General features: G+C 75.3%; 21 protein-coding genes and 1 tRNA gene. 12 read left to right on the top strand and 10 right to left on the bottom strand.

The genetic code is table 11. From position 1 onward, the window contains the following. Positions 1 to 451: 451 nt before the first annotated feature. A complete protein-coding gene (locus RSE42_RS03795) occupies positions 452 to 3,019 on the bottom strand; it encodes an ATP-dependent Clp protease ATP-binding subunit (protein ID WP_031315080.1) in 2,568 nt (855 codons plus the stop codon). Positions 3,020 to 3,300: 281 nt separating this feature from the next. Here RSE42_RS03795 and RSE42_RS03790 point away from each other — a divergent pair, with 281 nt between their 5' ends. Together RSE42_RS03790 and RSE42_RS03785 are read left to right on the top strand one after the other, a co-directional pair. Then, complete coding sequence (locus RSE42_RS03790) at positions 3,301 to 3,948, top strand: hypothetical protein (protein WP_228485221.1); 648 nt, start codon at positions 3,301 to 3,303, stop codon at positions 3,946 to 3,948. 170 nt (positions 3,949 to 4,118) lie between these two features. Continuing rightward, positions 4,119 to 5,072 carry a universal stress protein gene (locus tag RSE42_RS03785; RefSeq protein WP_415297898.1) on the top strand — a complete coding sequence of 318 codons (954 nt, stop codon included), beginning with the start codon at positions 4,119 to 4,121 and terminating at the stop codon, positions 5,070 to 5,072. Positions 5,073 to 5,074: 2 nt separating this feature from the next. Here the strand turns inward: RSE42_RS03785 and RSE42_RS03780 are convergent, their stop codons facing one another. Continuing rightward, positions 5,075 to 7,141 (bottom strand): ABC1 kinase family protein, encoded by a 2,067-nt coding sequence (locus RSE42_RS03780; RefSeq protein WP_415297897.1) that lies wholly within the window; start codon positions 7,139 to 7,141, stop codon positions 5,075 to 5,077. A 166-nt stretch (positions 7,142 to 7,307) separates the two neighbouring features. On the opposite strand from RSE42_RS03780, the gene RSE42_RS03775 reads away from it, so the two are divergent. Together RSE42_RS03775 and RSE42_RS03770 are read left to right on the top strand one after the other, a co-directional pair. Beyond that, the gene (locus RSE42_RS03775; protein WP_085386519.1) at positions 7,308 to 7,640 is read left to right on the top strand and encodes a cupin; all 333 of its coding nucleotides are present in this window, start codon (positions 7,308 to 7,310) and stop codon (positions 7,638 to 7,640) included. Between the two features lie 46 nt (positions 7,641 to 7,686). Further along, entirely contained in the window at positions 7,687 to 8,397 is a 711-nt protein-coding gene (locus RSE42_RS03770) for a hypothetical protein (protein WP_415297896.1), read from the top strand. 69 nt (positions 8,398 to 8,466) lie between these two features. Here RSE42_RS03770 and RSE42_RS03765 read toward each other — a convergent pair whose 3' ends face one another. Then, positions 8,467 to 8,961, bottom strand: a complete 495-nt coding sequence (locus RSE42_RS03765) for a hypothetical protein (protein WP_409141362.1) — start codon at positions 8,959 to 8,961, stop codon at positions 8,467 to 8,469. A 357-nt stretch (positions 8,962 to 9,318) separates the two neighbouring features. On the opposite strand from RSE42_RS03765, the gene RSE42_RS03760 reads away from it, so the two are divergent. The 3 genes from RSE42_RS03760 (at position 9,319) to RSE42_RS03750 (ending at position 13,274) form a co-directional block, all read left to right on the top strand. Further along, complete coding sequence (locus RSE42_RS03760; protein ID WP_415297895.1) at positions 9,319 to 11,679, top strand: heavy metal translocating P-type ATPase; 2,361 nt, start codon at positions 9,319 to 9,321, stop codon at positions 11,677 to 11,679. 135 nt (positions 11,680 to 11,814) lie between these two features. Continuing rightward, the gene (locus RSE42_RS03755; protein WP_395411408.1) at positions 11,815 to 12,414 is read left to right on the top strand and encodes an alpha/beta family hydrolase; all 600 of its coding nucleotides are present in this window, start codon (positions 11,815 to 11,817) and stop codon (positions 12,412 to 12,414) included. A 92-nt stretch (positions 12,415 to 12,506) separates the two neighbouring features. Beyond that, entirely contained in the window at positions 12,507 to 13,274 is a 768-nt protein-coding gene (locus tag RSE42_RS03750; protein WP_415297894.1) for a hypothetical protein, read from the top strand. 87 nt (positions 13,275 to 13,361) lie between these two features. On the opposite strand, the gene RSE42_RS03745 is transcribed toward RSE42_RS03750, so the two are convergent. The 4 genes from RSE42_RS03745 to RSE42_RS03730 form a co-directional block, all read right to left on the bottom strand. Continuing rightward, on the bottom strand, positions 13,362 to 13,652 hold the full coding sequence (locus RSE42_RS03745) for a hypothetical protein (protein ID WP_168945378.1): 291 nt from the start codon (positions 13,650 to 13,652) through the stop codon (positions 13,362 to 13,364). A 156-nt stretch (positions 13,653 to 13,808) separates the two neighbouring features. Then, positions 13,809 to 13,881, bottom strand: a tRNA-Thr gene (locus RSE42_RS03740). Positions 13,882 to 13,993: 112 nt separating this feature from the next. Continuing rightward, positions 13,994 to 15,547, bottom strand: a complete 1,554-nt coding sequence (locus RSE42_RS03735) for an alpha/beta hydrolase (protein WP_415297893.1) — start codon at positions 15,545 to 15,547, stop codon at positions 13,994 to 13,996. A gap of 88 nt (positions 15,548 to 15,635) precedes the next feature. Further along, on the bottom strand, positions 15,636 to 16,220 hold the full coding sequence (locus tag RSE42_RS03730) for a hypothetical protein (protein ID WP_251176523.1): 585 nt from the start codon (positions 16,218 to 16,220) through the stop codon (positions 15,636 to 15,638). A gap of 126 nt (positions 16,221 to 16,346) precedes the next feature. On the opposite strand from RSE42_RS03730, the gene RSE42_RS03725 reads away from it, so the two are divergent. From RSE42_RS03725 to RSE42_RS03715, 3 genes are all read left to right on the top strand, one after another. Next, positions 16,347 to 17,660, top strand: coding sequence for a low temperature requirement protein A (locus tag RSE42_RS03725; protein ID WP_415297892.1), 1,314 nt, complete (start codon positions 16,347 to 16,349; stop codon positions 17,658 to 17,660). 109 nt (positions 17,661 to 17,769) lie between these two features. After that, entirely contained in the window at positions 17,770 to 18,150 is a 381-nt protein-coding gene (locus RSE42_RS03720) for an SHOCT domain-containing protein (protein WP_051027601.1), read from the top strand. A 70-nt stretch (positions 18,151 to 18,220) separates the two neighbouring features. Beyond that, positions 18,221 to 19,210 carry a TIGR03557 family F420-dependent LLM class oxidoreductase gene (locus RSE42_RS03715; RefSeq protein WP_021483001.1) on the top strand — a complete coding sequence of 330 codons (990 nt, stop codon included), beginning with the start codon at positions 18,221 to 18,223 and terminating at the stop codon, positions 19,208 to 19,210. A 6-nt stretch (positions 19,211 to 19,216) separates the two neighbouring features. Here the strand turns inward: RSE42_RS03715 and RSE42_RS03710 are convergent, their stop codons facing one another. Beyond that, the gene (locus tag RSE42_RS03710; RefSeq protein WP_137279680.1) at positions 19,217 to 20,353 is read right to left on the bottom strand and encodes a DNA polymerase III subunit delta'; all 1,137 of its coding nucleotides are present in this window, start codon (positions 20,351 to 20,353) and stop codon (positions 19,217 to 19,219) included. After that, positions 20,350 to 21,114 (bottom strand): dTMP kinase, encoded by a 765-nt coding sequence (gene tmk, locus RSE42_RS03705; protein ID WP_083385458.1) that lies wholly within the window; start codon positions 21,112 to 21,114, stop codon positions 20,350 to 20,352. The genes RSE42_RS03710 and tmk overlap by 4 nt, the downstream gene beginning before the upstream one ends. A 100-nt stretch (positions 21,115 to 21,214) precedes the next feature. Between tmk and RSE42_RS03700 the strand changes: the two genes are divergently transcribed. After that, on the top strand, positions 21,215 to 21,943 hold the full coding sequence (locus tag RSE42_RS03700) for an HAD-IA family hydrolase (protein ID WP_415297891.1): 729 nt from the start codon (positions 21,215 to 21,217) through the stop codon (positions 21,941 to 21,943). Between the two features lie 87 nt (positions 21,944 to 22,030). Here the strand turns inward: RSE42_RS03700 and RSE42_RS03695 are convergent, their stop codons facing one another. After that, positions 22,031 to 22,534 carry a MarR family winged helix-turn-helix transcriptional regulator gene (locus tag RSE42_RS03695; RefSeq protein WP_051027593.1) on the bottom strand — a complete coding sequence of 168 codons (504 nt, stop codon included), beginning with the start codon at positions 22,532 to 22,534 and terminating at the stop codon, positions 22,031 to 22,033. 122 nt (positions 22,535 to 22,656) lie between these two features. Between RSE42_RS03695 and RSE42_RS03690 the strand changes: the two genes are divergently transcribed. After that, complete coding sequence (locus tag RSE42_RS03690; protein ID WP_021482922.1) at positions 22,657 to 22,866, top strand: hypothetical protein; 210 nt, start codon at positions 22,657 to 22,659, stop codon at positions 22,864 to 22,866. Positions 22,867 to 22,876 lie beyond the last annotated feature (10 nt).

Here is a 22,876-nt window from a genome sequence, read left to right as displayed (position 1 = left end):
GGGACGGCCCGACGGCGGCCCGGGGCGGCCGTCGGTCAGTGCGTCGGGGTGCTCAGCGGCACGCGGTCGGACGACACGCGGCCCGACGGCGCAGGCGCGCACGCAGGGCGCGACGACACGCGAGCCCGGGCACGTGCCCGGCGTCGGTGGCGGGGAGGGCGACGAGGCCCCCCGGTGTCGTCGGCATGCGGGCGACTGTGCCAGCGTGCGCACGCCCCGCAAAGGGCGGTCGCCCCCTGTCCCACGACGAGGACGGACGTAACGCCGTGCAACGGCCCCTCGCCCGCCGACCAGGTGGTCCGTGTCGGCCGAGCAGGCGATGGTGGTGCGTCGGTCGCCCCGGACGCGCCACGACCACCTGCTCGGCGGGAGAGGGGGCGCCGGGACGACGACGGGCCCCGACCCTCCCGGAGGAGGATCGGGGCCCGTGTGTCAGGCGTTCAGGAGTGCGTCACTCCGCGCCGGCCTGCAGCTCGCCCGTCGGGGGCAGGTCGCGGACCGAGACGCCGGTCGGGGCGTCGAGCGCGGCGGCCGCGCCCACGCTCACCGGGCCGCGGTCGTGCTCGCCCTTCGAGACACCCCGGAAGGTGAACTCTCCGAGCAGGCCCTCGCCCTCGGCGTCGACCAGGACGATCTCGCCGGCCTTGAGCTCGCCGAACAGGATCTTCTCCGAGAGCACGTCCTCGATGTCGCGCTGGATCGCGCGGCGCAGCGGACGAGCACCCAGGACCGGGTCGTAGCCCTTCTCGGCGAGGAGCTGCTTCGCGGGCTGCGTGAGCTCGATGCCCATGTCCTTGTCCCGCAGGCGGGCGTCGAGACGGGCGATCATCAGGTCGACGATCTGGATGATCTCGGCCTGCGAGAGCTGCGGGAAGACCACCACGTCGTCGACGCGGTTGAGGAACTCCGGCCGGAAGTGCTGCTTGAGCTCGTCGTTGACCTTCGCCTTCATGCGCTCGTAGGACGTGACCAGGTCGCCGCCGGCGTTGAAGCCGGTCTGGACGCCCTTGGCGATGTCCCGCGTGCCGAGGTTGGTCGTCATGATGATGACGGTGTTCTTGAAGTCCACGACGCGGCCCTGCGAGTCGGTCAGGCGACCGTCCTCGAGGATCTGCAGGAGCGAGTTGAAGATGTCCGCGTGGGCCTTCTCCACCTCGTCGAACAGGACGACCGAGAACGGCTTGCGCCGCACCTTCTCGGTGAGCTGGCCGCCCTCGTCGTACCCGACGTAGCCGGGGGGCGAGCCGAACAGCCGCGAGACGGTGTGCTTCTCGGAGAACTCCGACATGTCGAGCTGGATGAGCGCGTCCTCGTCCCCGAAGAGGAACTCGGCGAGCGCCTTGGCCAGCTCCGTCTTCCCGACGCCCGTGGGGCCGGCGAAGATGAACGACCCACCGGGGCGCTTCGGGTCCTTGAGGCCCGCACGCGTGCGGCGGATGGCCTGCGACAGCGCCTTGATCGCGGCCTCCTGGCCGACGACGCGCTTGTGCAGCTCGTCCTCCATGTTGAGCAGGCGGCTGGACTCCTCCTCGGTGAGCTTGAAGACCGGGATGCCCGTGGCCATGGCCAGGACCTCGGCGATCAGCTCCTCGTCCACCTCCGCGACGGTGTCCAGGTCACCGGACTTCCACGCCTTCTCCTTGTCGGCGCGCTTCGCGGTGAGCTGCTTCTCCTTGTCGCGCAGGCCGGCGGCCTTCTCGAAGTCCTGCGCGTCGATCGCGGACTCCTTCTCGCGGCGCGCCTCGGCGATCTCCTCGTCGAGCTCCTTGAGCTCCGGCGGGGCCGTCATGCGGCGGATGCGCAGGCGCGCGCCCGCCTCGTCGATGAGGTCGATCGCCTTGTCCGGGAGGAACCGGTCGTTGATGTACCGGTCCGCGAGCGTGGCCGCGGAGACGAGGGCGGAGTCCGTGATGGACACGCGGTGGTGCGCCTCGTAGCGGTCGCGCAGGCCCTTGAGGATCTCGATGGCGTGCGGGAGCGACGGCTCGGCGACCTGGATGGGCTGGAAGCGGCGCTCCAGGGCCGGGTCCTTCTCGACGTGCTTGCGGTACTCGTCGAGCGTCGTCGCGCCGATGGTCTGCAGCTCGCCGCGCGCGAGCATCGGCTTGAGGATGCTCGCGGCGTCGATCGCGCCCTCGGCGGCACCCGCCCCGACGAGGGTGTGGATCTCGTCGATGAACAGGATGATGTCGCCGCGCGTGCGGATCTCCTTGAGCACCTTCTTGAGGCGCTCCTCGAAGTCGCCGCGGTAGCGCGAGCCGGCCACGAGCGCGCCGAGGTCGAGCGTGTAGAGCTGCTTGTCCTTGAGCGTCTCGGGGACGTCGCCGCGCACGATGTCCTGGGCGAGGCCCTCGACGACGGCCGTCTTGCCGACGCCGGGCTCGCCGATGAGGACGGGGTTGTTCTTGGTGCGGCGGCTCAGCACCTGCATGACGCGCTCGATCTCGAGGCTGCGCCCGATGACCGGGTCGAGCTTGCCCTCGCGCGCGGCCTGGGTGAGGTTGCGCCCGAACTGGTCGAGCACGGCCGAGCCCGACGGCTGGCCCTCGGTGGGACCGCCGGCGGCGACCGGCTCCTTGCCCTGGTAGCCGGACAGGAGCTGGATGACCTGCTGGCGCACCTTGTTGAGGTCGGCGCCCATCTTCGTCAGGACCTGGGCGGCGACGCCCTCGCCCTCGCGGATGAGGCCGAGCAGGATGTGCTCGGTGCCGATGTAGTTGTGGCCGAGCTGGAGCGCCTCGCGCAGCGACAGCTCGAGCACCTTCTTGGCGCGCGGCGTGAACGGGATGTGCCCGCTCGGGGCCTGCTGGCCCTCGCCGATGATCTCGGTCACCTGGGTGCGGACGCCGTCGAGGGAGATCCCGAGGGACTCCAGCGCCTTGGCCGCGACACCCTCGCCCTCGTGGATGAGGCCGAGGAGGATGTGCTCGGTGCCGATGTAGTTGTGGTTGAGCATCCGCGCCTCTTCCTGGGCGAGGACGACGACCCGACGGGCTCGGTCTGTGAATCTCTCGAACATGTGCTGCTCCTCGTGAGCGGCGTACACCTGCCCGCCGGACGACGGGTACAAGCCTGACCGCATTGACTCTATGCGGTTCGAACGAGCCGCACCCCCTCCGTATGCCGTTGTTCGCCAGGGGCGTGAAAGAGGGGTCGCGCCGTGACCTGCCGGGCGGTCCCGGGGGCACGACGGCGGAGATCACCCGGCCCGACACGCGCCGGGGGCGTTGACCGCGGCCCGCGCCACGGGCAGGCTCGGGAGTGCGCCCCGCACGACGTCCAGAAGGGTGGCGAAGAGCGATGCACCAACCGGACCAGCCGCCGGAGGACACCCCCGCACCGGACGCGGACGAGCGAGAGGCACGCCCCACGGGCTCGGCCGCGTCGTGGGAGCAGGTGGTCGCACGGTTCCACGGCGCCGTCGCGGAGGTCGACGACCCGCTCACCTGGGGTCTCGACCTCGACGAGGAGACGCTCACGGGCGCCGGCCACGGCGCGCACGACCCGGCCGAGGAGCGCTTCCTGCGCTCCTACGTGTCGTTCACGGGCGAGACGCTCGACGTCGAGACGCTGCGGGTGCGGGCCGCGCACGACGAGCAGGCCGAGGACATCGCCCGCACCGCGCTCAGCGGGGCGCTCGCCGCGCCCCTGCACTCGGACACCCCCGGCGACGACGACTTCCTCGACTCCTACCAGGAGTACCGCGCCGCGATGCGCGCGATCGTCGAGGAGGTGGACGTCGCGCCCGTCGTGCGCACCACGTTCCGGGTCGACGGCGAGACCCGCCCCTGCCTGTACGTCACCGTGCGGGAGCACGCCGCGGCGTACGTGCCGGTCGAGGACCGGGCGCTGGTCGTCTCGGGCCCGGCGGACCTGCTCGCGCGGGTCGACGTCGTCACCCGCCCCCTGCGCAACATCCTCCAGGACGAGCCCGACCCGCGGTTCTGACCGGCTCCGCGCGCCGCGCCACGGGACTCTCGTCCACCACCCCGGGACGCCCGTCCCGGGCGCGGCGCGGCCCCGCGGCCTAGGGTCGAGTCAGCACCGGCGCCGCCGACGGCGTCGGGGACAGCACGCCGACGGCGCACGCGGTCGGCCGACCGGGCGGAGGTGGCGAGATGCGCGGCGTGATCGTCGGTGTCGACGGGTCGGAGGAGTCGGGCGGCGCGCTCGACTGGGCGCTGCGCGAGGCAGCCGACCGGGCGGTGCCACTGACGGCCGTGCTCGCGTTCGAGTCGCGGCAGGGGCCGGGCGACGGCCCCGACGCGGCGGCCGAGGAGAAGCGGGCGCTCGCCCAGGAGTGGCTCGACGCCGCGCACGCCCGCACGGGGATCGGCCCGGACGCGGTCACCGCGACGGCCGTCGCCGAGCGCGGCAGCCCCGCGGCCGTCCTGCTCGCCCTCGCCCAGCCGCGCGTCGCGCAGGCCGCCCAGGACGACGTGCGGCCCGACACCACCGACCGCGACGACGCCGACCTGCTCGTCCTCGGCCGCTGCGGCCGGGGCCGCCTCGGACGGATGGTCCTCGGGTCGGTGCCGACCGCCGTCGTGCAGCACGCGACCGTCCCCGTGACCGTGGTGCGCGGGACGCCCGACGTGCGCCACGACCACGCGCGGCCCGTCGTCGTCGGGGTCGACGGGTCGTCGACGTCGGTCCAGGCGCTGCGGCACGGCGCCGACGTCGCGCGGCGCACGGGCGCGACGCTCGAGGCCCTGTTCTGCTGGCAGATCGTCTCGCTCGCGCCCCTGCCCGACTCGTGGGGGTGGACGCCACCCATCGACGACTACGAGAAGTTCGCCGCCCAGAAGCTCGACGCCGCGCTCGATGCAGCGGGGGTCGACCTGCCCGACGACCGCCTCGTGCGCAGCGTGCAGCACGTGCACGCCGCGAAGGGGATCATCGAGGCGTCGTCGCGCGCGGAGCGGCTCGTGCTCGGCAACCGCGGCGTCGGCGGGTTCGACCGGCTGCTCCTGGGCTCGGTGAGCCGGCACGCGGTCGAGTACGCGCACTGCCCGGTCACGGTCGTGCGACCCGCGGACGCGACGCACCCCTCGGGCGCGCACGACGCCTGAGGTCACCCGCGGCGCGCGGCCGACCCCCGGAACGCGAACACGAGGACGCGCACGGCGAGCACGGTCCCGACGAACCCGAGCGCCGCACCGAGGACGGCGAACAGGCGCAGACCCTCGACGAGCTCGGGGCCGGAGTCCGCGGAGACGAGCACGACCGCCGCGACGACGGCCGCGGCAGCGATGACGGTGGACACGACCTGCTGCACGAGGCCGGTGAGGAACGCGCGGTCCTCGGGGTGCGCGAACGAGCGGACGTTGACGGTGAGCCGCCCGGCCTCGACGTCGCTCGTGATCTTCGCGAGCCGGCGCGGGAGCCGTTCCAGCTCGGGCGCGAGGCCGAGGAACAGGCTCGTCGCCCGCTCGCGCAGGCCCTCCGGCGTCACGACGCGCCGCACGAGCGGCTGCGCGGTCGCGCGGGCCCCGGCGACGAGGTCGAACCCGGGGTCGAGCAGGCGCAGCGTGCCCTCCAGCGACGTGAACGTGCGGAACGCGGCGGCGACCTGCGACGGGACGGCGAGGCCCGCGTCGGTGACGAGCCGGAACAGCGCGGTGAACATCGCGCCGCTCGCGCCGGCGCCGCGGAACCGCACGATCACCTGCCCGACGGCGCGCTCCAGGCGGCGCACGTCGAGGTCGGCCGGGGCGTCGAGCAGCTCCAGGAGGGCGTCGGTCGCGGCCACGGCGTCGTCGGCGTCGACCGCGAGCAGCACCGCCGCGAGCGCGAGCCGGTCGGGCTCGCCGAGCCGCCCGACGGAGCCCATGTCGAGCAGGCCGAGGCGGCCGTCGGCGGTGACGAGCACGTTGCCGGGGTGGAGGTCGGCGTGGAAGGTGCCCGCGACCAGCACCTGCTCGAGCGTCGCGGTGAGGAGCCGCGAGGCGAGGTCGGCGCGCACGGCGTCGTCGAGGCTCGCGAGCACGTCCGCGGCGCGGCCGAGGGGAACGCCGTCGAGCCGTTCCATGACGAGCAGCGTCGTCCCGGAGAGCTCGGGGTAGACGTCGGGGACCCGGACGCGCGGGCCCGCGCCCGGGTCGGTGGCGCCGTCGTCGGGGCGCCGGTCCCTCGCTGCTCCCCGCGCGAGCGCGGCGCGCAGCGCGAGCGTGTTCTCCAGCTCGACCGTGTAGTCGAGCTCCTCGCGCAGCGACGCGGCGAAGCCGTCGGCGAGGTCGACGACGCCGAGGGAGCGGCCCCACGCGGTGTCGCGCTCGATGCGGCGCGCGAGCCGCCCGAGGATCGCGAGATCCGTCTCGACCTGGGCACGGGCGCCCGGGCGCTGCACCTTGACCACGACGTCGCGCCCGTCGAGCAGGCGGGCCGCGTGGACCTGGCCCACGGACGCCGAGGCGAGGGGCTCCGGCGAGAAGCCGGCGAACGCCTCGTCGACCGGGCGCCCGAGCGCGCCCGCGACGGCCGCCTCCACCTGCGACCACGGCGCGGGCGGGACCTCGCTCTGGAGCGTGGCGAGCGCGTCCGCGAACGCGGCGGGGAGCAGGTCCCGGCGCGTGGACAGCACCTGGCCGAACTTCACGAAGGTCACGCCGGCGTCGCTGAGAGCGTCGCGCAGCGCGGCGGCCTGGCGCCGCTGGTCGGTGCGCGACAGGCGCGACCCGTCCGGCTGCCGAGCCCCGCGCGTGAGCGCCCCGCCGAGGCCGTGCCGGACGCCGATCCCCAGGATCTGGGCGTAGCGCCGCGTCTCGCGGCGGCCCTGGCGCAGCCCCCGGAGCGCGCGCCACGGCCCCGGGACGGAACCCGTCGGGACGAGGAGCTCGAGCACGAGGAGCACGCACAGCCCGAGCACGAACGCCCACGCGAACGCGAGCACGACGGCGACGAGCGCGACGCCCGGCGCGACGGTGAGCGTCCCGTCCGGGCGCGACCAGCCGACGTCGAGCAGGCCGCCCGTGAGCACCCAGGACGCGACCGACAGCATCGCGAGGGCCACGACCGCCGAGCGGATCCAGCCGACCGGCGCGCCCATGACGCGCCGCGCCGTCGCGGCGAGGAGCAGCAGCATGCCGACGGTGAAGACGAGGCCGAACAGACCGACGAGGAGACCGGAGACCACCTGCATGGCGGCCACTCTTCCGGACCGCACGGCAGACCACCAGCACGCGCCACCGGCGCGCCCCGCCCGCCCGAGCCGGTCGCGGCGACCAGCGCCGCACGGCCGCGGCATGGGGGGGGCACCGACGTCCGCGGCGCGGCATGATGGAGCTCCCCGACAGGCCGGAGCCCCGATGACGAACGTCGACCTCCTCACGGAAGCCCACCTCACGACCGCCCGCACCGCGCCGAACGGTCGCAGCGCCGAAGTCGTGCTGCACGACGGCCCGCTGCGCCAGACGATCCTCGCGCTGCGCGCGGGCGTCGAGCTCGGGGAGCACAACTCCCCGCCCGCGGCGTCGATCCAGGTGCTGCGCGGCCGGGTCCGGGTCACGGCGCTCGGCGAGGGCGACGTCGAGCTGGGCGAGGGCGAGCTGCGCGTGCTCACGCACGAGCGGCACGCGGTGAGCGCGATCGAGGACGCGGCGTTCCTCCTGACGACCGTGACGAGCGTCCCGGGCAGCTGAGCGCCTGCTCCTGCGAACCGCCCGCACGGCTGCCAGGGTGGTGCGGATGAGAGCTCCGACAACGACGACCGTCCTCGCCGCGAGCGCCCTGGTCCTCGCGGCCTGCACCGCGGCCCCCGGCGACGCGCCGAGCACCCCGGAGCCGTCGGCCCCGGCCCCCTCGACCTCTGCCGCGACCCCGGCACCAGGCGATCCCGCCGCGGCGCTCCCGACGGACGCGCCCGCCGACGTCCTCCTCCCCGCGGGCGCGTGGGGCGGCGATGGAGCACGCGACGAGGCGGAGGGGGTCGCGGACTGGCACCTTCCGGAGGCGTGCGCCGACGGCGGCCCCGCGGACGCCACGGCGATGCGCACAGCGACCGAGGGCGACGGCGCGGCCGAGGGCGTCGTGGGGGTCCACCAGGTCGCGGTGTTCGCCGACGCCGACGCCGCCACCGCCGAGGCCGCACGGCTCGCGGACCTGCTCGCCGCGTGCGCGGCGCAGGGCGGGGCGGAGGGCACGGCGTACACGGCCGAGCCGCTCGACGTCGGCGCCCAGGGCAGCGGCCTGGCCACCGACTACTACGGGTCGGGCGGGAGCGGGGACCTGGACACGGCGCTCGGGACCTACCTGGCGACCACGCGCCGCGGTGCCGCGGTCACGCTCGTCGCGCTCGACGGCGGGGAGAGCACCGTGGGCGCGGCCCGCGAGACGGTCGCGGAGCAGGCCGGTGCCGCGTGGGAGCTGCTGTGCCGCTACGAGCAGGCGGGCTGCTGACGGACGGCGTCCTCCCGCCCGGGAGACTCACTCCCGGGACGTCGTGCCCCGGGTCGCCGTGGCGGGCGCTCAGACCCGGACGGCCCAGGCGGCGAGGGCCAGCGCCGTGACGTCCTCCGCGACGGCGCCCGGCCAGTCGGGCCGCTCGCCGACGGCGAGGCGTCGCCACGCCGCACCGCCCCACGTCCCGACGGCCCCGCCCGCGGCTCCCGCGACGGCGGCGAGGACCAGCCCGACCGGACCGGTCCGGTGCCGGGCGACGAGCACGCCGCCGACGGCGCCGCTCGCGACGCGGACGACGGGGCCGGGCGGCGCGAGCCGGCTCGGCGTCTGCGGCAGCTTGTCGCCGACCAGCTCGCCGACGACGCCCAGGAGCGCCGCGCCGCGCGCGAGCGGCCCGGGTCCGTGGCCCGACCGGCGCGACCCGCGGGGCCGCACGAGGCCGGCCAGCACCGGCGCCGCGACCCCGAGGCTGCTGCGCGAGCCCGCGGCGACGCCGAGCGCGAGCGCCCGGGCGAGCACCGCCGTCGTGCCGCGCGGCGCGGCTGCGTCCTGGGACGTCATGGGGTCCTCCTGCGGTGTGGTGGTGGCCCGGTCGACCGGGTTCTCCCGAACGTAGCCGCTCCCGGGGCGGCCCACCCGGCGGCGCGGCGCGCCGCCCGCCGGGTCCCGCGCCCGGGCCCACCCCCAGCGACGCCGAGGTCGGCGAGCAGGCGCTGCGCCTCGCGGTCGCCCGGGCGACGACGCACCCCGGCGCGTGGCGGTCCGGTGCCCGGTCGTGCTGCGGGAGCCCACCCCGCGCCCCTGCCGCCGCCCCTCACGGACGGGTCGCGCTCGAACGGTTGACGGATCGGCACCACGGGGGCATGATCGGGAGGAGACGATACCCCCTAGGGGTATCAGCAGCCGAGAGGAGACACGGTGGACCACCGCACGGAGCACGGCCCCGGGCGTCGGACCGGCGCGGACGGCGAGCACGAGCACCACGAGGCGCACGGGCACCCCGAGGCGCACGGGCACCCCGGCGCGGCGGCGACCGCCGCCGTCGACCACGCGACGCACGACCCGGCCGCGCACCGCGGCCACGACACGGGGCACGAGGACCACCACGCGGGTCACGGCACCGCGGGTCACGGCACCGCCGGGCACGAGGGCCACGGCACGTCCGGGCACGAGAGTCACGACACGGCCGGTCACGGCACGGCGGGCCACGCCGGACACGACATGGCGGGTCACGGGGGTCACGGCGGGCACGGCGACCACGTCGGGCAGTTCCGCCGCATGTTCTGGATCATGCTCGTCCTCGCGGTCCCCACGGTCGCGCTGAACGCCATGTTCGCGATGCTCCTGGGCTACGACCTGCCCGACGCCGCGTGGGTGCCCTGGGTGTCCCCCGTCCTGGGCACGGTGATCTACGCGTGGGGCGGGCGCCCGTTCCTCACCGGTGCGGTGAGCGAGCTGCGGAGCCGCAAGCCCGGGATGATGACGCTCATCTCGCTCGCCATCACGGTCGCGTTCGTGTCCTCGCTGGGAGCGAGCCTGGGCCTGCTCGCGCACGAGCTCGACGTCTGGTGGGAGCTCGCGCTCCTCGTCGTCATCATGCTGCTCGGCCACTGGCTCGAGATGCGCTCGCTCGCGCAGACCGCGTCGGCGCTCGACTCGCTCGCCGCGCTCCTCCCGGACGAGGCGGAGCGGGTCGCCGAGGACGGGAGCGTGACGACGGTCGCGCCGACGGACCTGCGGGTGGGCGACCTGGTCGTCGTCCGGCCGGGCGGGCGCGTGCCCGCGGACGGCGAGGTCGCGTCCGGGTCCGCGGACGTCGACGAGTCGATGATCACCGGCGAGTCGCGCCCCGTGCGCCGCACCGTCGGGGACGCCGTGGTCGCCGGGACCGTCGCGACGGACGACGCGCTGCGCGTGCGGATCACGGCCGTCGGCGAGGACACCGCGCTCGCAGGCATCCAGCGGCTCGTCGCCGACGCGCAGGCGTCGTCGACGAAGACGCAGCGGCTCGCGGACCGCGCCGCCGGGTGGCTGTTCTGGTACGCGCTCGGCGCGGCGGCCCTGACGATCGGCCTGTGGCTCGTCTTCGGCACGCCGGAGCAGGCACTAATCCGGGCGATCACCGTCCTCGTCATCGCGTGCCCCCACGCGCTGGGCCTCGCGATCCCGCTCGTCGTCTCGCTGTCGACGGAGCGCGCCGCGAAGGCGGGCGTCCTCGTCAAGGACCGCCTGGCGCTCGAGCGCATGCGCACCGTGGACACCGTCCTGTTCGACAAGACCGGGACGCTCACCGCGGGCGAGCCGGTCGTCGTGCACCTCGCGACCGCGGGCGGCACGTCCGAGGCCGCGCTGCTCGCGCTCGCGGCGGCGGCCGAGGCGGACAGCCAGCACCCGCTCGCCCGCGCGATCGTGCGGGCGGCCGAGGAGCGGGGCGACGACGTCCCCCGCGCCACCGACTTCCGGTCGCTCACGGCCGTCGGCGTCGAGGCGACCGTCCCGACCCCCGACGGCGCGCGCCGCGTCGCGGTCGGCGGGCCGGCACTCCTGCGCGAGCGCGGGCTCGACCCCCTGCCCGACGCCGCGGCGTGGGCCGAGGACGGGTCGACCGTCCTGCACGTGGTCGTCTCGGACGAGGCCGGCACCCGCACCGGCACCGCGTCGGACGCGCGGTCCGGCGAGGTCGTGGGCGCGTTCGCCCTGGCGGACGCGATCCGTCCCGAGTCGCGCGAGGCCGTCGACGCGCTGCACCGGCGCGGCATCCGGGTCGTCATGATCACCGGCGACGCCGAGCCCGTCGCCCGCGCGGTCGGGCGCGAGCTCGGCATCGACCAGGTCTTCGCGGGCGTGCGCCCCGAGGACAAGGACGCGAAGGTCGCCGAGCTGCAGCACGGCGGGCGCGTCGTCGCGATGGTCGGCGACGGCGTCAACGACGCCCCGGCGCTCGCCCAGGCGGACGTCGGCATCGCGATCGGCGCGGGCACCGACGTCGCGATCGCGTCCGCCGGGGTGATCCTCGCGAGCTCCGACCCGCGGGCGGTGCTGTCGATCATCGAGCTGTCGCACGCGTCGTACCGCAAGATGCAGCAGAACCTGTGGTGGGCCGCGGGCTACAACATCGCGGCCGTGCCCCTCGCCGCGGGCGTGCTCGCGCCCGTCGGGTTCGTCATGCCGATGGCGGTGGGCGCGATCCTCATGTCCGCGTCGACGGTCATCGTCGCGCTCAACGCGCAGCTCCTGCGCCGCACCGACCTCGACCCGGCCCGGCTCGCGTCGCGGTGACCGGGGCCGCGAGACCCCCTCGACCACGAGGTTGCTGTCGTCCTGCCGCGCAGGGCGACAGCAACCTCGTGGTCGGCCGCGCGGAAGGTCGTGCTCGACCGTGAGGAACCTCGTGCGCGCTGCGAGACTGGGCCGGTGACCACGCCGCACCCCGACGACCGGCCCGTCGCCGGCGTCCTCCTCACGCCCGGCGCCGGCGCGAGCCGCGACCACCGCGCGCTCGTCGCGATCGACGAGGCGCTGGCCGCCCTCGACCCGCCCGTCCCCGTGCGCCGCGTCGACTTCCCCTACCGGATCGCCGGCAAGCGGATGCCCGACCGGCCGCCCGTCGCGATCGCGCACGTCCGCGCCGAGGCGGAGGCGTTCGCCGCCGAGCTCGGCACCACGACGGACCACCTCGTGCTCGGAGGCCGCTCGTACGGCGGCCGCATGTGCTCGATGGCCGTCGCCGAGGGGCTCCCCGCCGCCGGGCTGGCCCTCGTCAGCTACCCGCTGCACCCGCCGGGCAAGCCCGAGCGGCTGCGGACCGAGCACTTCCCGGACCTCCACGTGCCGGTCCTCCTCGTCTCCGGGCGCACCGACCCGTTCGCGACGCCGGACGAGCTCGCCGAGCACGCGGCCGCGATCCCCGGGCCCGTCACGCGCGTCGAGCTGCCCGGTGCCCACGACCTCAAGGGGCAGGACGCGGCCGTGTGCGAGGCCGTCGTCCGGTGGCTCGCGACGCTCGGGGCCTGACGCACCCCAGGGCGCCGCTCCGGCGTTCCGACCGGCCCGCACGACTGCGTACGATGTGCCGCGGACCGCTCCCGAACGACCCGGAGGTGCTGATGCGTGCCGCTGGCCGCCTGCTCGCCCTCGCACCGCTGGCGGTGCTCGTGGTGGCCGTCGCCGCCGCACCCGCGACCGCCGTCGGGCGGGACGGCGAGAGCGGGCTCGAGGTGAGCGTCGACGGCGTCTCGTTCGACCCGGAGCGCCTCTGGTCCGAGTGGGGCGCCGTCTCGTACGCCGTGAGCGCGCCGGACGGGAGCCGCGAGCGGTACTACTCCGACTCCTACGGCCCGCGCGACTCCGCGGACGGGTTCCTGGCCTTCTCGGTGCCGTCGCGCACGTTCCCCGACGGCTACTGCGTCACGTGGGCCCAGGTGTCCGGCCTGCGCGCGCAGCACGCGCGGTGGAACGGGGACGACCCCGTCTGCACGACGGCGCAGGCCGAGCCCTCCCCCACGACGGCGCCCCCGGCGCCGACCCCCGACGCCCCCGCGACCTCGGCCCCGACGGCCGAGGTGCCGCCGGCCGCGGCGGTCGTGGAGGCGCCCGTCGAGACGCCGGACGCGCCGGAGCCGGACGTCACGGAGGAGCCGACCGCCGAGCCGACGGAGGAACCGACGACGGACGCCCCCGACGAGCCGACGCCGACCGCCGCGCCCACGACCGCGGGCCCCGAGCCGGCGCGCGTCCCGCTCGCGTCCGTCGACCGCACGGCGCCGCCCCCGCCCGCGGGCGAGACCTTCCCGACCTTCGCCGCGGTAGGCATCGGCGGGCTCGTCGCCGCCGCGGCCGGCGGCGTGATCCTGCTCGTGCGCCGCGTGGGCTGAGGCCTCAGCGGCGGGCGGTGCCCGCCGTCGTCCAGCCGGACCGGCGCTCCCCGCTGGCCCGCGAGCACCGGGAGCGCGCGGCGCTGCTCAGCCGCTCAGGCCGCTGTCCTGTGGTCCCGGGTCTCGCGGCTGCGCACGGACCTCGGCGTGCGGGACCGGCCGGGCGAAGAGCCCGAGGAGCCCGAGCACGGCGACGATCCCTCCGGCGGCCGCTGTCGTGGCTGCACAACCCAGGAGAAGGGTCACGTGCACGCGCGGCACGCCGTCTTCCGCCAGCGGGTTGTCGGAGATGACGCCCACGGTGTAACCGGTGACGACGCCGGCGACCACCAGCACGAGGCCGAGGCCCATCAGGGTGACTGCGACGCTGCGGGACATCTCGCTCCTCGGGGTCGGGTCGTGCGACCGACGTGCATCGTGCGGCCCGTGCGCCGTCCGGCCGCCACGAGTCGGTGCTCGAGTGTCGCACCGCTCCGCGCCGCCCCCTGAGCACGACGAAGGCCCGGAACCGTGGGTTCCGGGCCTTCGTCACCGAGCCGCCTAAGGGAATCGAACCCTTGACCTATTCATTACGAGTGAATCGCTCTGCCGACTGAGCTAAGGCGGCGTGCTACGTCCCGGTCCGCTCGGCGAACCGGTGGCAACGAGCGCCTACTGTACCCAACGACCGGGCCAGATTCCAAAGCGGGCCCGAGGGCCGCTGTCGGGCGCCCTCCGCGTCAGCAGCGGAGCCCGTCCTCGGGGACGGTCCCGTCCACGAGGTAGGCGTCCACGGCGTCGCTCAGGCAGTCGTTCGCGCGCCCGTACGCGGTGTGCCCCTCGCCCTCCCAGGTGACCAGGACGGCGGAGTCGAGCGTGTCGGCGAGGCCCTCGGCCCACACGTACGGGGTGGCCGGGTCGTTGGTCGTGCCGATGACGAGGATCGGCGCGGCGCCCTCCGCGGCGAGGTCGAACTCCTGGTCGACGACGGGGTACGCCCAGCCCTCGCACGTGAGCCCGCCGAACGCGAAGAAGTAGCCCATCGTCGGGGCCTCCTCCTCGAGCCGCTCGAGCTGGGCCTGCATCGCGGCCGGGTCGTCGTCCTGGCGCCCGTCGAGGCAGTTCACGGCCCGGAACGCCTCGGCCGAGTTCGACGAGTACGTGCCGTCGGCGTTCCGGTCGTTGTAGAAGTCGGCGAGGTAGAGCAGGCCGTTGCCGGTACCCTCCTCGAACGCCTCGGTGAGCGCCTGCGTGAGCACGGGCCAGCTCTGGTCGTTGTACAGCGTGACGGCGACGCCGTAGAAACCGAGGGTCTGCGTGACGCTGCGACCCGAGTCCGTCGGGAGCGGGTTCGCCTTCGCGGCGTCGAGGAGCGAGCGGATCTGGCGCATCCCCGCGTCCGTGTCGCCCTTCAGGGGGCACCCGGCTCCGGCCTGGCAGTCCTCGACGTACGCGCGCAGGGCGTTCTCGAAGCCGACGGCCTGCTGCTCGGAGATCTCGTCCGGGTCGAGCGAGGTGTCGATCGCCCCGTCGAGCACCATGCGGCCGACCTTGTCCGGGAACAGCCCGGCGTACGTGGCCCCGAGCTGCGTGCCGTAGGAGTAGCCGAGGTACGCGAGCTTCTCGTCACCGAGGACGGCGCGCAGCATGTCCATGTCGCGGGCCGCGCTCTGGGTGTCGACCTGCCCGAGGAGCTCGCCCGTGTTGTCGGCGCACGCGTCGGCCCAGGCGCGACGGTCCTCCGCGAGCGCCTCGAGCCCCGTCTCGTCCGTGTCGAAGTCGCGCGACAGGGACTCGTCCTTCGCGGCGTCGTCGAGGCACACGACGGGCGAGGACTGCCCGACGCCGCGGGGGTCGAAGCCCACGAGGTCGTAGGCCGCGGTGACGCTCTCGCCGACGGTCGGCGCGAGCGACGCGACGAAGCCGACGCCCGACGCGCCGGGCCCGCCGGGGTTGGTGAGGAGCGAGCCGATGCGCTCGCCGGTCGCGGGCTGGCGCTTGACCGCGAGCTCGATCTCGCCCGCCGCCGGGTCCTGCCACGAGAGGGGGGCGCGCGCCGTCGTGCACTCCCAGCCGGCTCCGCAGTCCTCCCACGCGAGGGTCTGCCCGTAGAACTCCTCGAAGCCCTCCGGTCCCGTCTCGCCCGTGCCGGTCGACGACGCGGTCGGGACGTCCTCGACCGGGGTCTGCTGCTTCGGGGGCGCCGAGCACGCGCCCGCGACGAGAGCCAGCACGAGGGTCGCGGCGCAGGCCAGGGCGCGGCGAGCGGGGCGGGAGGAGGGGGACGTCGTCACCCGGACACGGTAGCCGCTCGCCCGTCGCGCGGGAGACGGCCCACCGGCGGCGGCCCGTCCTTTCACGCGCTCTTCACCGCGGGGGTCGTCACCCCGCGGTCCAGGCGAACTCGCCGGCCGCGCCCTCGGCCGGCGGCGGCACGACGACGGTCCCGCGGTCCCCGAGCACGACGCTCACGTCGGCGCCCGGGTCCACGTCGTCGGGCACCGCGACGACGGACGTCGCGGGGACGTAGTCCATGGTGCACGCGGTGTCGGCGGGGATGTCGACGAACGACACGACGACGTCGCTCCCCTCGACCGCGGCGTCGTCCTCGGCGAGCAGCGGGCACGTGCTGGACCCGAACGTCACGACGAGCAGCAGGCCCGGCTCGGCGCTCCACGCGGCGCCGGTGCCGCCCTCGGTCGGCGCGTCCGCGCCGGGCGGCAGGCCCTTGCCGTGCGCGCCCGCGACGACGTCCATCGTCGCGGCGTCGGGCAGGCCCTGCTGCTCGTCGGTGGCGTCGTCGGTCGGCTCCGTCGAGGGCTCCGTGGTCTCCTCGGTGGCGCTCGTGCCGTCACCGCCCCCGTCGGTTCCGGACGCGCACGCCCCGAGCAGGGCGACCGTGGCCGTGAGCGCGAGCGCCGCGGTGAGGCGCGCGGTGCGGGCGGCGGGACGACGGGCGGGGACCATGGGGACTCCTCGGTCGGCGACGGGTGCGCGACCATCGTGGTCCGCGCCGGGACCTCGCGCGCGCCGAACCGCCGACGCGCCGCGGGATCGTGACCCGACGGTGACCCGGGGTGGGAGCATCCCCGCATGGACGCACCGCACCCGACCCGCGGCACCGAGCGGCCCCCGCTGCCCTGGGGCCTGCGCACCGACCTCCTGCGGCACGGCGACGGCGGCGACTCGAGCCGGGTCGGCTACGTGGAGCTGTTCTTCGACCTGGTGTTCGTGTTCGCGGTCACCCAGCTCTCGCACGGGCTCATCGCGCACCCCGGCGTCGAGGCGCTCGGGCACACTCTCCTGCTCGGCGTCGCCGTCTGGTGGGTGTGGGTCGACACGATGTGGGTGACGAACTGGCTCGACCCCGAGCGCCTTCCGGTGCGAGGCCTGCTCGTGGTGCTCATGCTGCTGGGCCTCGTCCTCGCGAGCGCGATCCCGGAGGCGTTCGGCGACAAGGGCCTGCTGTTCGCCGTCATGCTCGTCGCGATGCAGGTGGGGCGCAGCCTCTTCACGATGGTCGCGATGGGCCGCGTCTGGCCCGAGAACGCGGTGAACTTCGTCCGCATCACGACGTGGCTCGCGGCGTCGGGCGCGCTGTGGGTCGCGGGCGGTCTCGTCGAGGAGCACCGCCTGCTGCTGTGGGCGGTCGCGGCCGCGATCGACGTCGCCGGGCCGCGCGCGATGTTCTGGCTCCCGGGGCTCGGGGCGTCGCGCGCGAGCACGTGGGTGGTCCGCGGGGAGCACATGGCCGAACGGGTCAGCCTGTTCGTCATCATCTGCCTGGGCGAGTCGATCATCGTCACGGGCGCCGCGTTCGCCGAGCTCCCCCTCGACCTCACGACCGTCTCCGCGTTCTGCTCCGCGTTCGCGAGCACCGTGCTCATGTGGCTGCTGTTCTTCGACCGGTCCGAGCGGCGTGCCACCGAGTACTTCACGTCGCGCGCCGAGCGCGGGATGGTCGCCCAGACGGCGTACACGTACGTCCCGTTCGTCATCGTCGCCGGGATCGTGCTCACCGCCGTCGCCGACGAGCTCGTGCTCCTGCACCCGCTCGGGCACGACGGCGGTCACGCCGACGCCTGGACCGCCGGCCTCGTGTGCGGGGCGGCGGCGACGTACCTCGTGGGGAACGCGCTGTTCCGGCGCGCGACGGGCGGGCGCTGGTCGCTCCCGCACGTGCTGGGCGCCGTCGCGGTCGGCGTGCTCTTCGCCGTCCACGCGTGGCTCTCGCCGCTCGCGCTCAACTGGGTGACGGACGGCGTCCTGCTGGCGGTCATCGTGGGCGACGTCGCCCGCGCGCGGCGGGCCCCGATCCCACCGTCGGGCGCGCCGTCGGACGGGCCGTCGGAGGGGCCGGGCGCGCCCGCGGGGCCTCCGCCCAGCACACCGGCCGGGACGTCGTGAGCCGCGGCACCGCGCGCCTCGCCGGGCGCGATCGTCGCGACGTCGCTACGTTCGCCCTGATGGCGCGGGGCAGCAGGCCGTCGCGTCGCGGGACCCGTCGAGAAAGGGCGTGACCGTGGACTTCTGGGACTTCTTCTGGCTCCTCGTGTGGAGCTTCTTCTTCATCGCGTACCTCATCGTGCTCTTCCAGATCATCGCGGACCTGTTCCGTGACCGGGAGCTCTCCGGGTGGTGGAAGGCAGTCTGGATCATCTTCCTCATCTTCCTGCCCGTGCTGACGTCGCTCGTCTACCTCATCGCGCGGGGGCGCGGCATGGCGGAGCGACAGGCCGCGGCCGTCGTCCAGGCGAAGCACGACACGGACGCCTACATCCGCCAGGTCGCGACGACGTCGCCGGCCGAGCAGATCTCCCACGCCAAGTCGCTCCTCGACTCGGGCGCCATCACCCCCGAGGAGTTCGCGCAGCTCAAGGCGAAGGCGCTCGCCTGACCGACCCCTCCCTCCCCCGGGCCGGGCGTACCCGCGTGCGGGTGCGCCCGGCCCGTCCCACGATCGAGACATGACCCGCTTCGGCTACACCCTCATGACCGAGCAGTCCGGCCCTCGTGCGCTCGTGGAGCACGCGGTCGACGCGGAGCGCGTCGGCTTCGACTTCGAGGTGATGAGCGACCACTACTTCCCCTGGCTCGACGCCCAGGGCCACGCCCCGTACGCGTGGTCCGTGCTCGGGGCGGTCGCCCAGGCGACCGAGCGCGTCGGCCTCATGACGTACGTGACCTGCCCCCTCCTGCGCTACCACCCCGCGGTCGTGGCGCAGAAGGCCGCGACCGTGGCGCTCCTGTCCGACGACCGCTTCACCCTCGGGCTCGGCGCCGGGGAGAACCTCAACGAGCACGTGGCGGGCGAGCGCTGGCCCGCCGTCGGCGAGCGGCACGACATGCTCGAGGAGGCGGTGGAGATCATCCGCTCGCTGCTCGACGGCGAGCGCCTCACGTTCGACGGCGTCCACTATCGCGTCGACTCCGCCAAGCTCTGGGACCTGCCCGACGAGACCGTCGAGATCGGCGTGGCCGTCTCCGGGCCGCAGTCGATCGAGCGGTTCGCCCCGCTGGCCGACCACCTCGTCACGACCGAGCCCGAGGCCGGCGTCGTGCAGCGGTGGTCCTCCGTCCGCGAGCGCGCCGAGCTCGCGCCGTCGCGCGTCGTCGGGCAGATGCCGATCTGCTGGGACCCGGACGAGGAGACCGCCGTGGCGCGCGCGCACGAGCAGTTCCGGTGGTTCGGCGGCGGCTGGCGCGTCAACGCGGACCTGCCGACGACCGAGGCGTTCGAGGCGGCGACGGCGTTCGTGCGGCCCGAGGACGTGGCCGCGTCCATCCCGTGCGGTCCCGACCTGGACGCGGTCGTCGAGGCGGCGTCCGCGTGGTGGGAAGCGGGGTTCACCGACCTCGCGCTCGTCCAGGTGGGCGAGGTCGGGCAGCGCGAGTTCCTCGAGACCGCGGCCGGGCCGCTCCTGGAGAAGCTCCGGGCGGCGGCGCCGTCGAGCTAGCGGCAGTCAGCCCTGGGGGCGCAGCGCGACGACCATAGCCTCCACCGCGAGCAGCGGCGCGACGTTGCCCTCGAGCCGCTCGCGCGCGACGCCGATCGCGTCCATGCGCCGCACCGTCTGCTCGGGCGTCGAGTCCTGCGCGAGCGCGCGCACCGTCTCGGCGAGCTCGGTGTTGACGAGCTCGACCTGCGCCCCGAGCTGCACCACGAGCACGTCGCGGTACAGCGAGAGCAGGTCGACCATCGCGCGGTCGAGCACGTCGCGCTGGTGGCGCGTCGCGCGCCGCTTCTGGTCGGCCTCGAGGTCGCGGAGCTGGGACCGCAGCCGGGGCGGGAGCGTCTCGCCGTCCGCGACACCGAGCGCACGCAGGAGCTCGGCCTTCTCCGCGGCGTCGCGCTCCTCCGTCGCCGCCTTCGCCTCGGCCTGCGCGAGGTCCACGAGCTCTCCCGCGGCGAGCACGGCGTCGCCCACCCCGCGGACCCGCCGGGCGAGCGACAGCACGGACGTGCGGCGCTCGCGCGCGCCCGCGTCTCGCGCGAGGCGCCGGGCGAGGCCGATGTGGCTCTGGGCCGCGCGCGCCGCGACGAGTGCGACGTGCTCGTCGACGCCGTCGCGCTGCACGAGCAGGCCCGCGACGGCCTCGACCGGCGGCACCCGCAGCACGACCCCGCGGCACCGCGAGCGGATCGTCACGAGCACGTCCTGCGGGCTCGGGGCGCAGAGGATCCACACCGTGTGCGGGGCGGGCTCCTCGATCGCCTTGAGGAGGACGTTCGTGGTGCGCTCCGCCATGCGGTCGGCGTCCTCGACGACGATGACCCGGCGCCGGCCCTGCGACGGGCTGCGGCTCGCGACCGTCACCAGGTCGCGCACGTCGTCGATCTTGATGGTCACGAGCTCGGTCGCGACGAGCGTCACGTCCGGGTGCGTCCCGGCGAGGGTCGTGCGGCACGCCTGGCAGCGTCCGCAGCCGCCCTGCTCGCACTGGAGCGCGGCCGCGAACGCGCGCGCGGCGTTCGAGCGGCCGGACCCGGGCGGGCCGGTGAGCAGCCACGCGTGGGTCATCGCGGCGGGGTCGGTGGCCGCGGCACGGAGCGTCGCGACGGCCTGCTCCTGCCCGACGACGTCGTCCCAGACGCTCATGCGCGCGCGTCCCCGGCAGGCCGCGCCGGGGCGCCCGGGAGGAGGTCCGTGCCCGGCGCGTAGCCGATCGCGCTGTCCGTGTCGTCGAAGCCGTCGTCGGGCAGCGCGGCGACCGTGTCCTCGGCCTCCTCGACGACGGGCGTGAGCTCGAGCCGCGCGGCGACGTCGACCCGGATCTGCGCCTGGAGGTCGTCGACCGAGCCCGCGGCGTCGAGGACGACCCAGCGGTCCGGGTCCGACGCCGCGCGCGTGAGGAACGCCTCGCGCGTGCGGCGGTGGAACTCCGCCCCCGCGCGCTCGAGGCGGTCGTGCTGGCGGCGGATGCGACCGGCGGCGACCGCCGGGTCGAGGTCGAGCAGGATCGTCACGTCGGGCAGGAGGTCCTGCACGGCCCAGCGGGAGATGAGCTCGACCTCGTCCGCACCGAGCTCGCGCCCGCCCGCCTGGTAGGCGACCGACGAGTCGAGGTAGCGGTCCGTGACGACGATCGCGCCGCGCTCGAGCGCGGGGCGCACGAGGCTCGCGACGTGGTGCGCGCGGTCCGCGGCGTAGATGAGCGCCTCCGTGCGGGGGTCCATGTCCTGCCCGTGGAGCACCGCGGCGCGCAGCTCCTTGCCGAGCTCCGTGCCGCCCGGCTCGCGCGTCAGCACGACCTCGCGCCCCGTGAGCTCGCCGAGCCACTGCCCGAGCAGGCGCGCCTGCGTCGACTTGCCGACGCCGTCGCCGCCCTCGAAGGAGATGAAGTACCCGGGTGCGCTCACGGCGACCACCCTAGTCGCGACGTCGGACACGGGCCGGTCCCCCGGCCGCCGGTCGTGCGGGACGGCCGCAGGCGCCGGACGCGCGGGATAGCCTCGGGCCATGCCCGATCCCGTGACCGCCCCCGCGACGGACCCCGCGCCCGCTCCTCTGCCCACCCCCGGCGTCGCGTTCGCCGGGCGGACGTTCCACGCCGTGCTGTTCGACATGGACGGCACCCTCATCGACTCGGTCCCGGCGGTGGACCGGAACTGGCGTCGCTGGGCCGCGGAGCACGGGCTGCCCGACGCCGAGGACTTCCAGATCCAGCACGGCACCCCCGCGCGCACGCTCATCGCGACGCTCCTGCCGGCCGACCAGGTCGAGCCCGCGTACGACCGCATCCACGAGCTGGAGCTCGAGGACAACGAGGGCGTGACGATCCTGCCGGGGACGCGCGACGCGCTCGCCGCCCTGCCCCCGGAGCGGCAGGCGATCGTCACGTCGTGCACCCGCCCCCTCGCGGCGGCGCGCATGGCCGCGTCGGGCCTCGTCGCGCCGTCGGTGGTCGTCACCGCGGACGACGTCGCCCACGGCAAGCCCGACCCGGACCCGTTCCTCCTCGGCGCGGAGCGCCTGGGCGTGGACCCGGCGCGGTGCCTCGTCGTCGAGGACGCCCCGGCCGGGGTCGCGTCCGCCCGCGCCGCGGGGTGCGCCGTGCTCGTCGTGACGGGCACGCACACGGCCGACGAGCTGGCGTCCGCGTCCCCTGCACCCGACGCGCTGGCGGCGGGTCTGGCGGCGGTGCGCTTCGCCGCAGGCCCGGACGGCATCCGGATCACGGACGCCTGACCACCCCGCCGACCCTGCGGTCGTCTCCCGTCCTCCTCCCCTGACGGGCCAAGCCCCCATGCTCGGCGGGCTGCAGCGGGCTGATCCTCAGTAGACGGACGCTCGCTGGGCGGCCGCGACGACCTTCGACGCGGCGGCGTGGATCTCCGCCAGCTCGTCGAGGGTGAGGCCCGTGGCGGCGACGATCGCGGGCGGGATGCGCTCCGCGTCACGACGCCGCGCCCGTCCCTCGGGCGTGAGCGTCACGCGGACCTGGCGGCCGTCGTCGGGCGAGCGAGAACGGCGCACGTAGCCGAGGCTCTCGAGCCGCTTGAGGAGCGGCGAGAGCGTCCCGGCGTCGAGGTGCAGCCGCGCCGCGAGGTCGCCGACGGTCGACGTCGTGCCCGCCGCGTCGTCCTGCCACAGCGCGAGCAGCACGAGGTACTGCGGGTGGGTGATGCCCAGGGGCTCGAGCAGCGGCCGGTACAGGGCGACCATGCCGCGCGCGCCCGCCGAGAGCGCGAAGCACACCTGCGCCTCGAGCGCGAGCGGGTCCGCGAACAGCGTCGCCGCGCCCGGTGCGGACGCCCCGCCGTTCTCCTCGCTCGTCATGGCGCCATGCTACCGAGGATCGCGCTATTCTTGGTACGCCAATCATTGGTGCACCAACCATCAGCGGACGAGCACCAGCCACCGGCCCCCGGGCCGGCGACGCGACACCAGCGGAGGACACCGTGGCGCGCAAGAACGACAAGCGCACGCTCGGCATGCGCATCACCGAGGGCTTCCTGCCGATCTTCGGCCCGGCACAGCTGGGGCGACAGGAGGCCGACGGCCGCGGCGTGTCCGACGCCGAGCGCGAGCGCGACCAGGAGCTGCGCACCCGCTTCGAGCGGGTCACCGGCCCCGACGGCCGCAGCTACGTCGTCGAGCACACCGACTGACGCGACGCCC

The sequence above is a fragment of the Cellulosimicrobium sp. SJTW-1 genome (assembly GCF_047716875.1).
Classification (GTDB): domain Bacteria; phylum Actinomycetota; class Actinomycetes; order Actinomycetales; family Cellulomonadaceae; genus Cellulosimicrobium; species Cellulosimicrobium funkei.
This window is presented reverse-complemented; position numbering and strand designations above follow the sequence as displayed.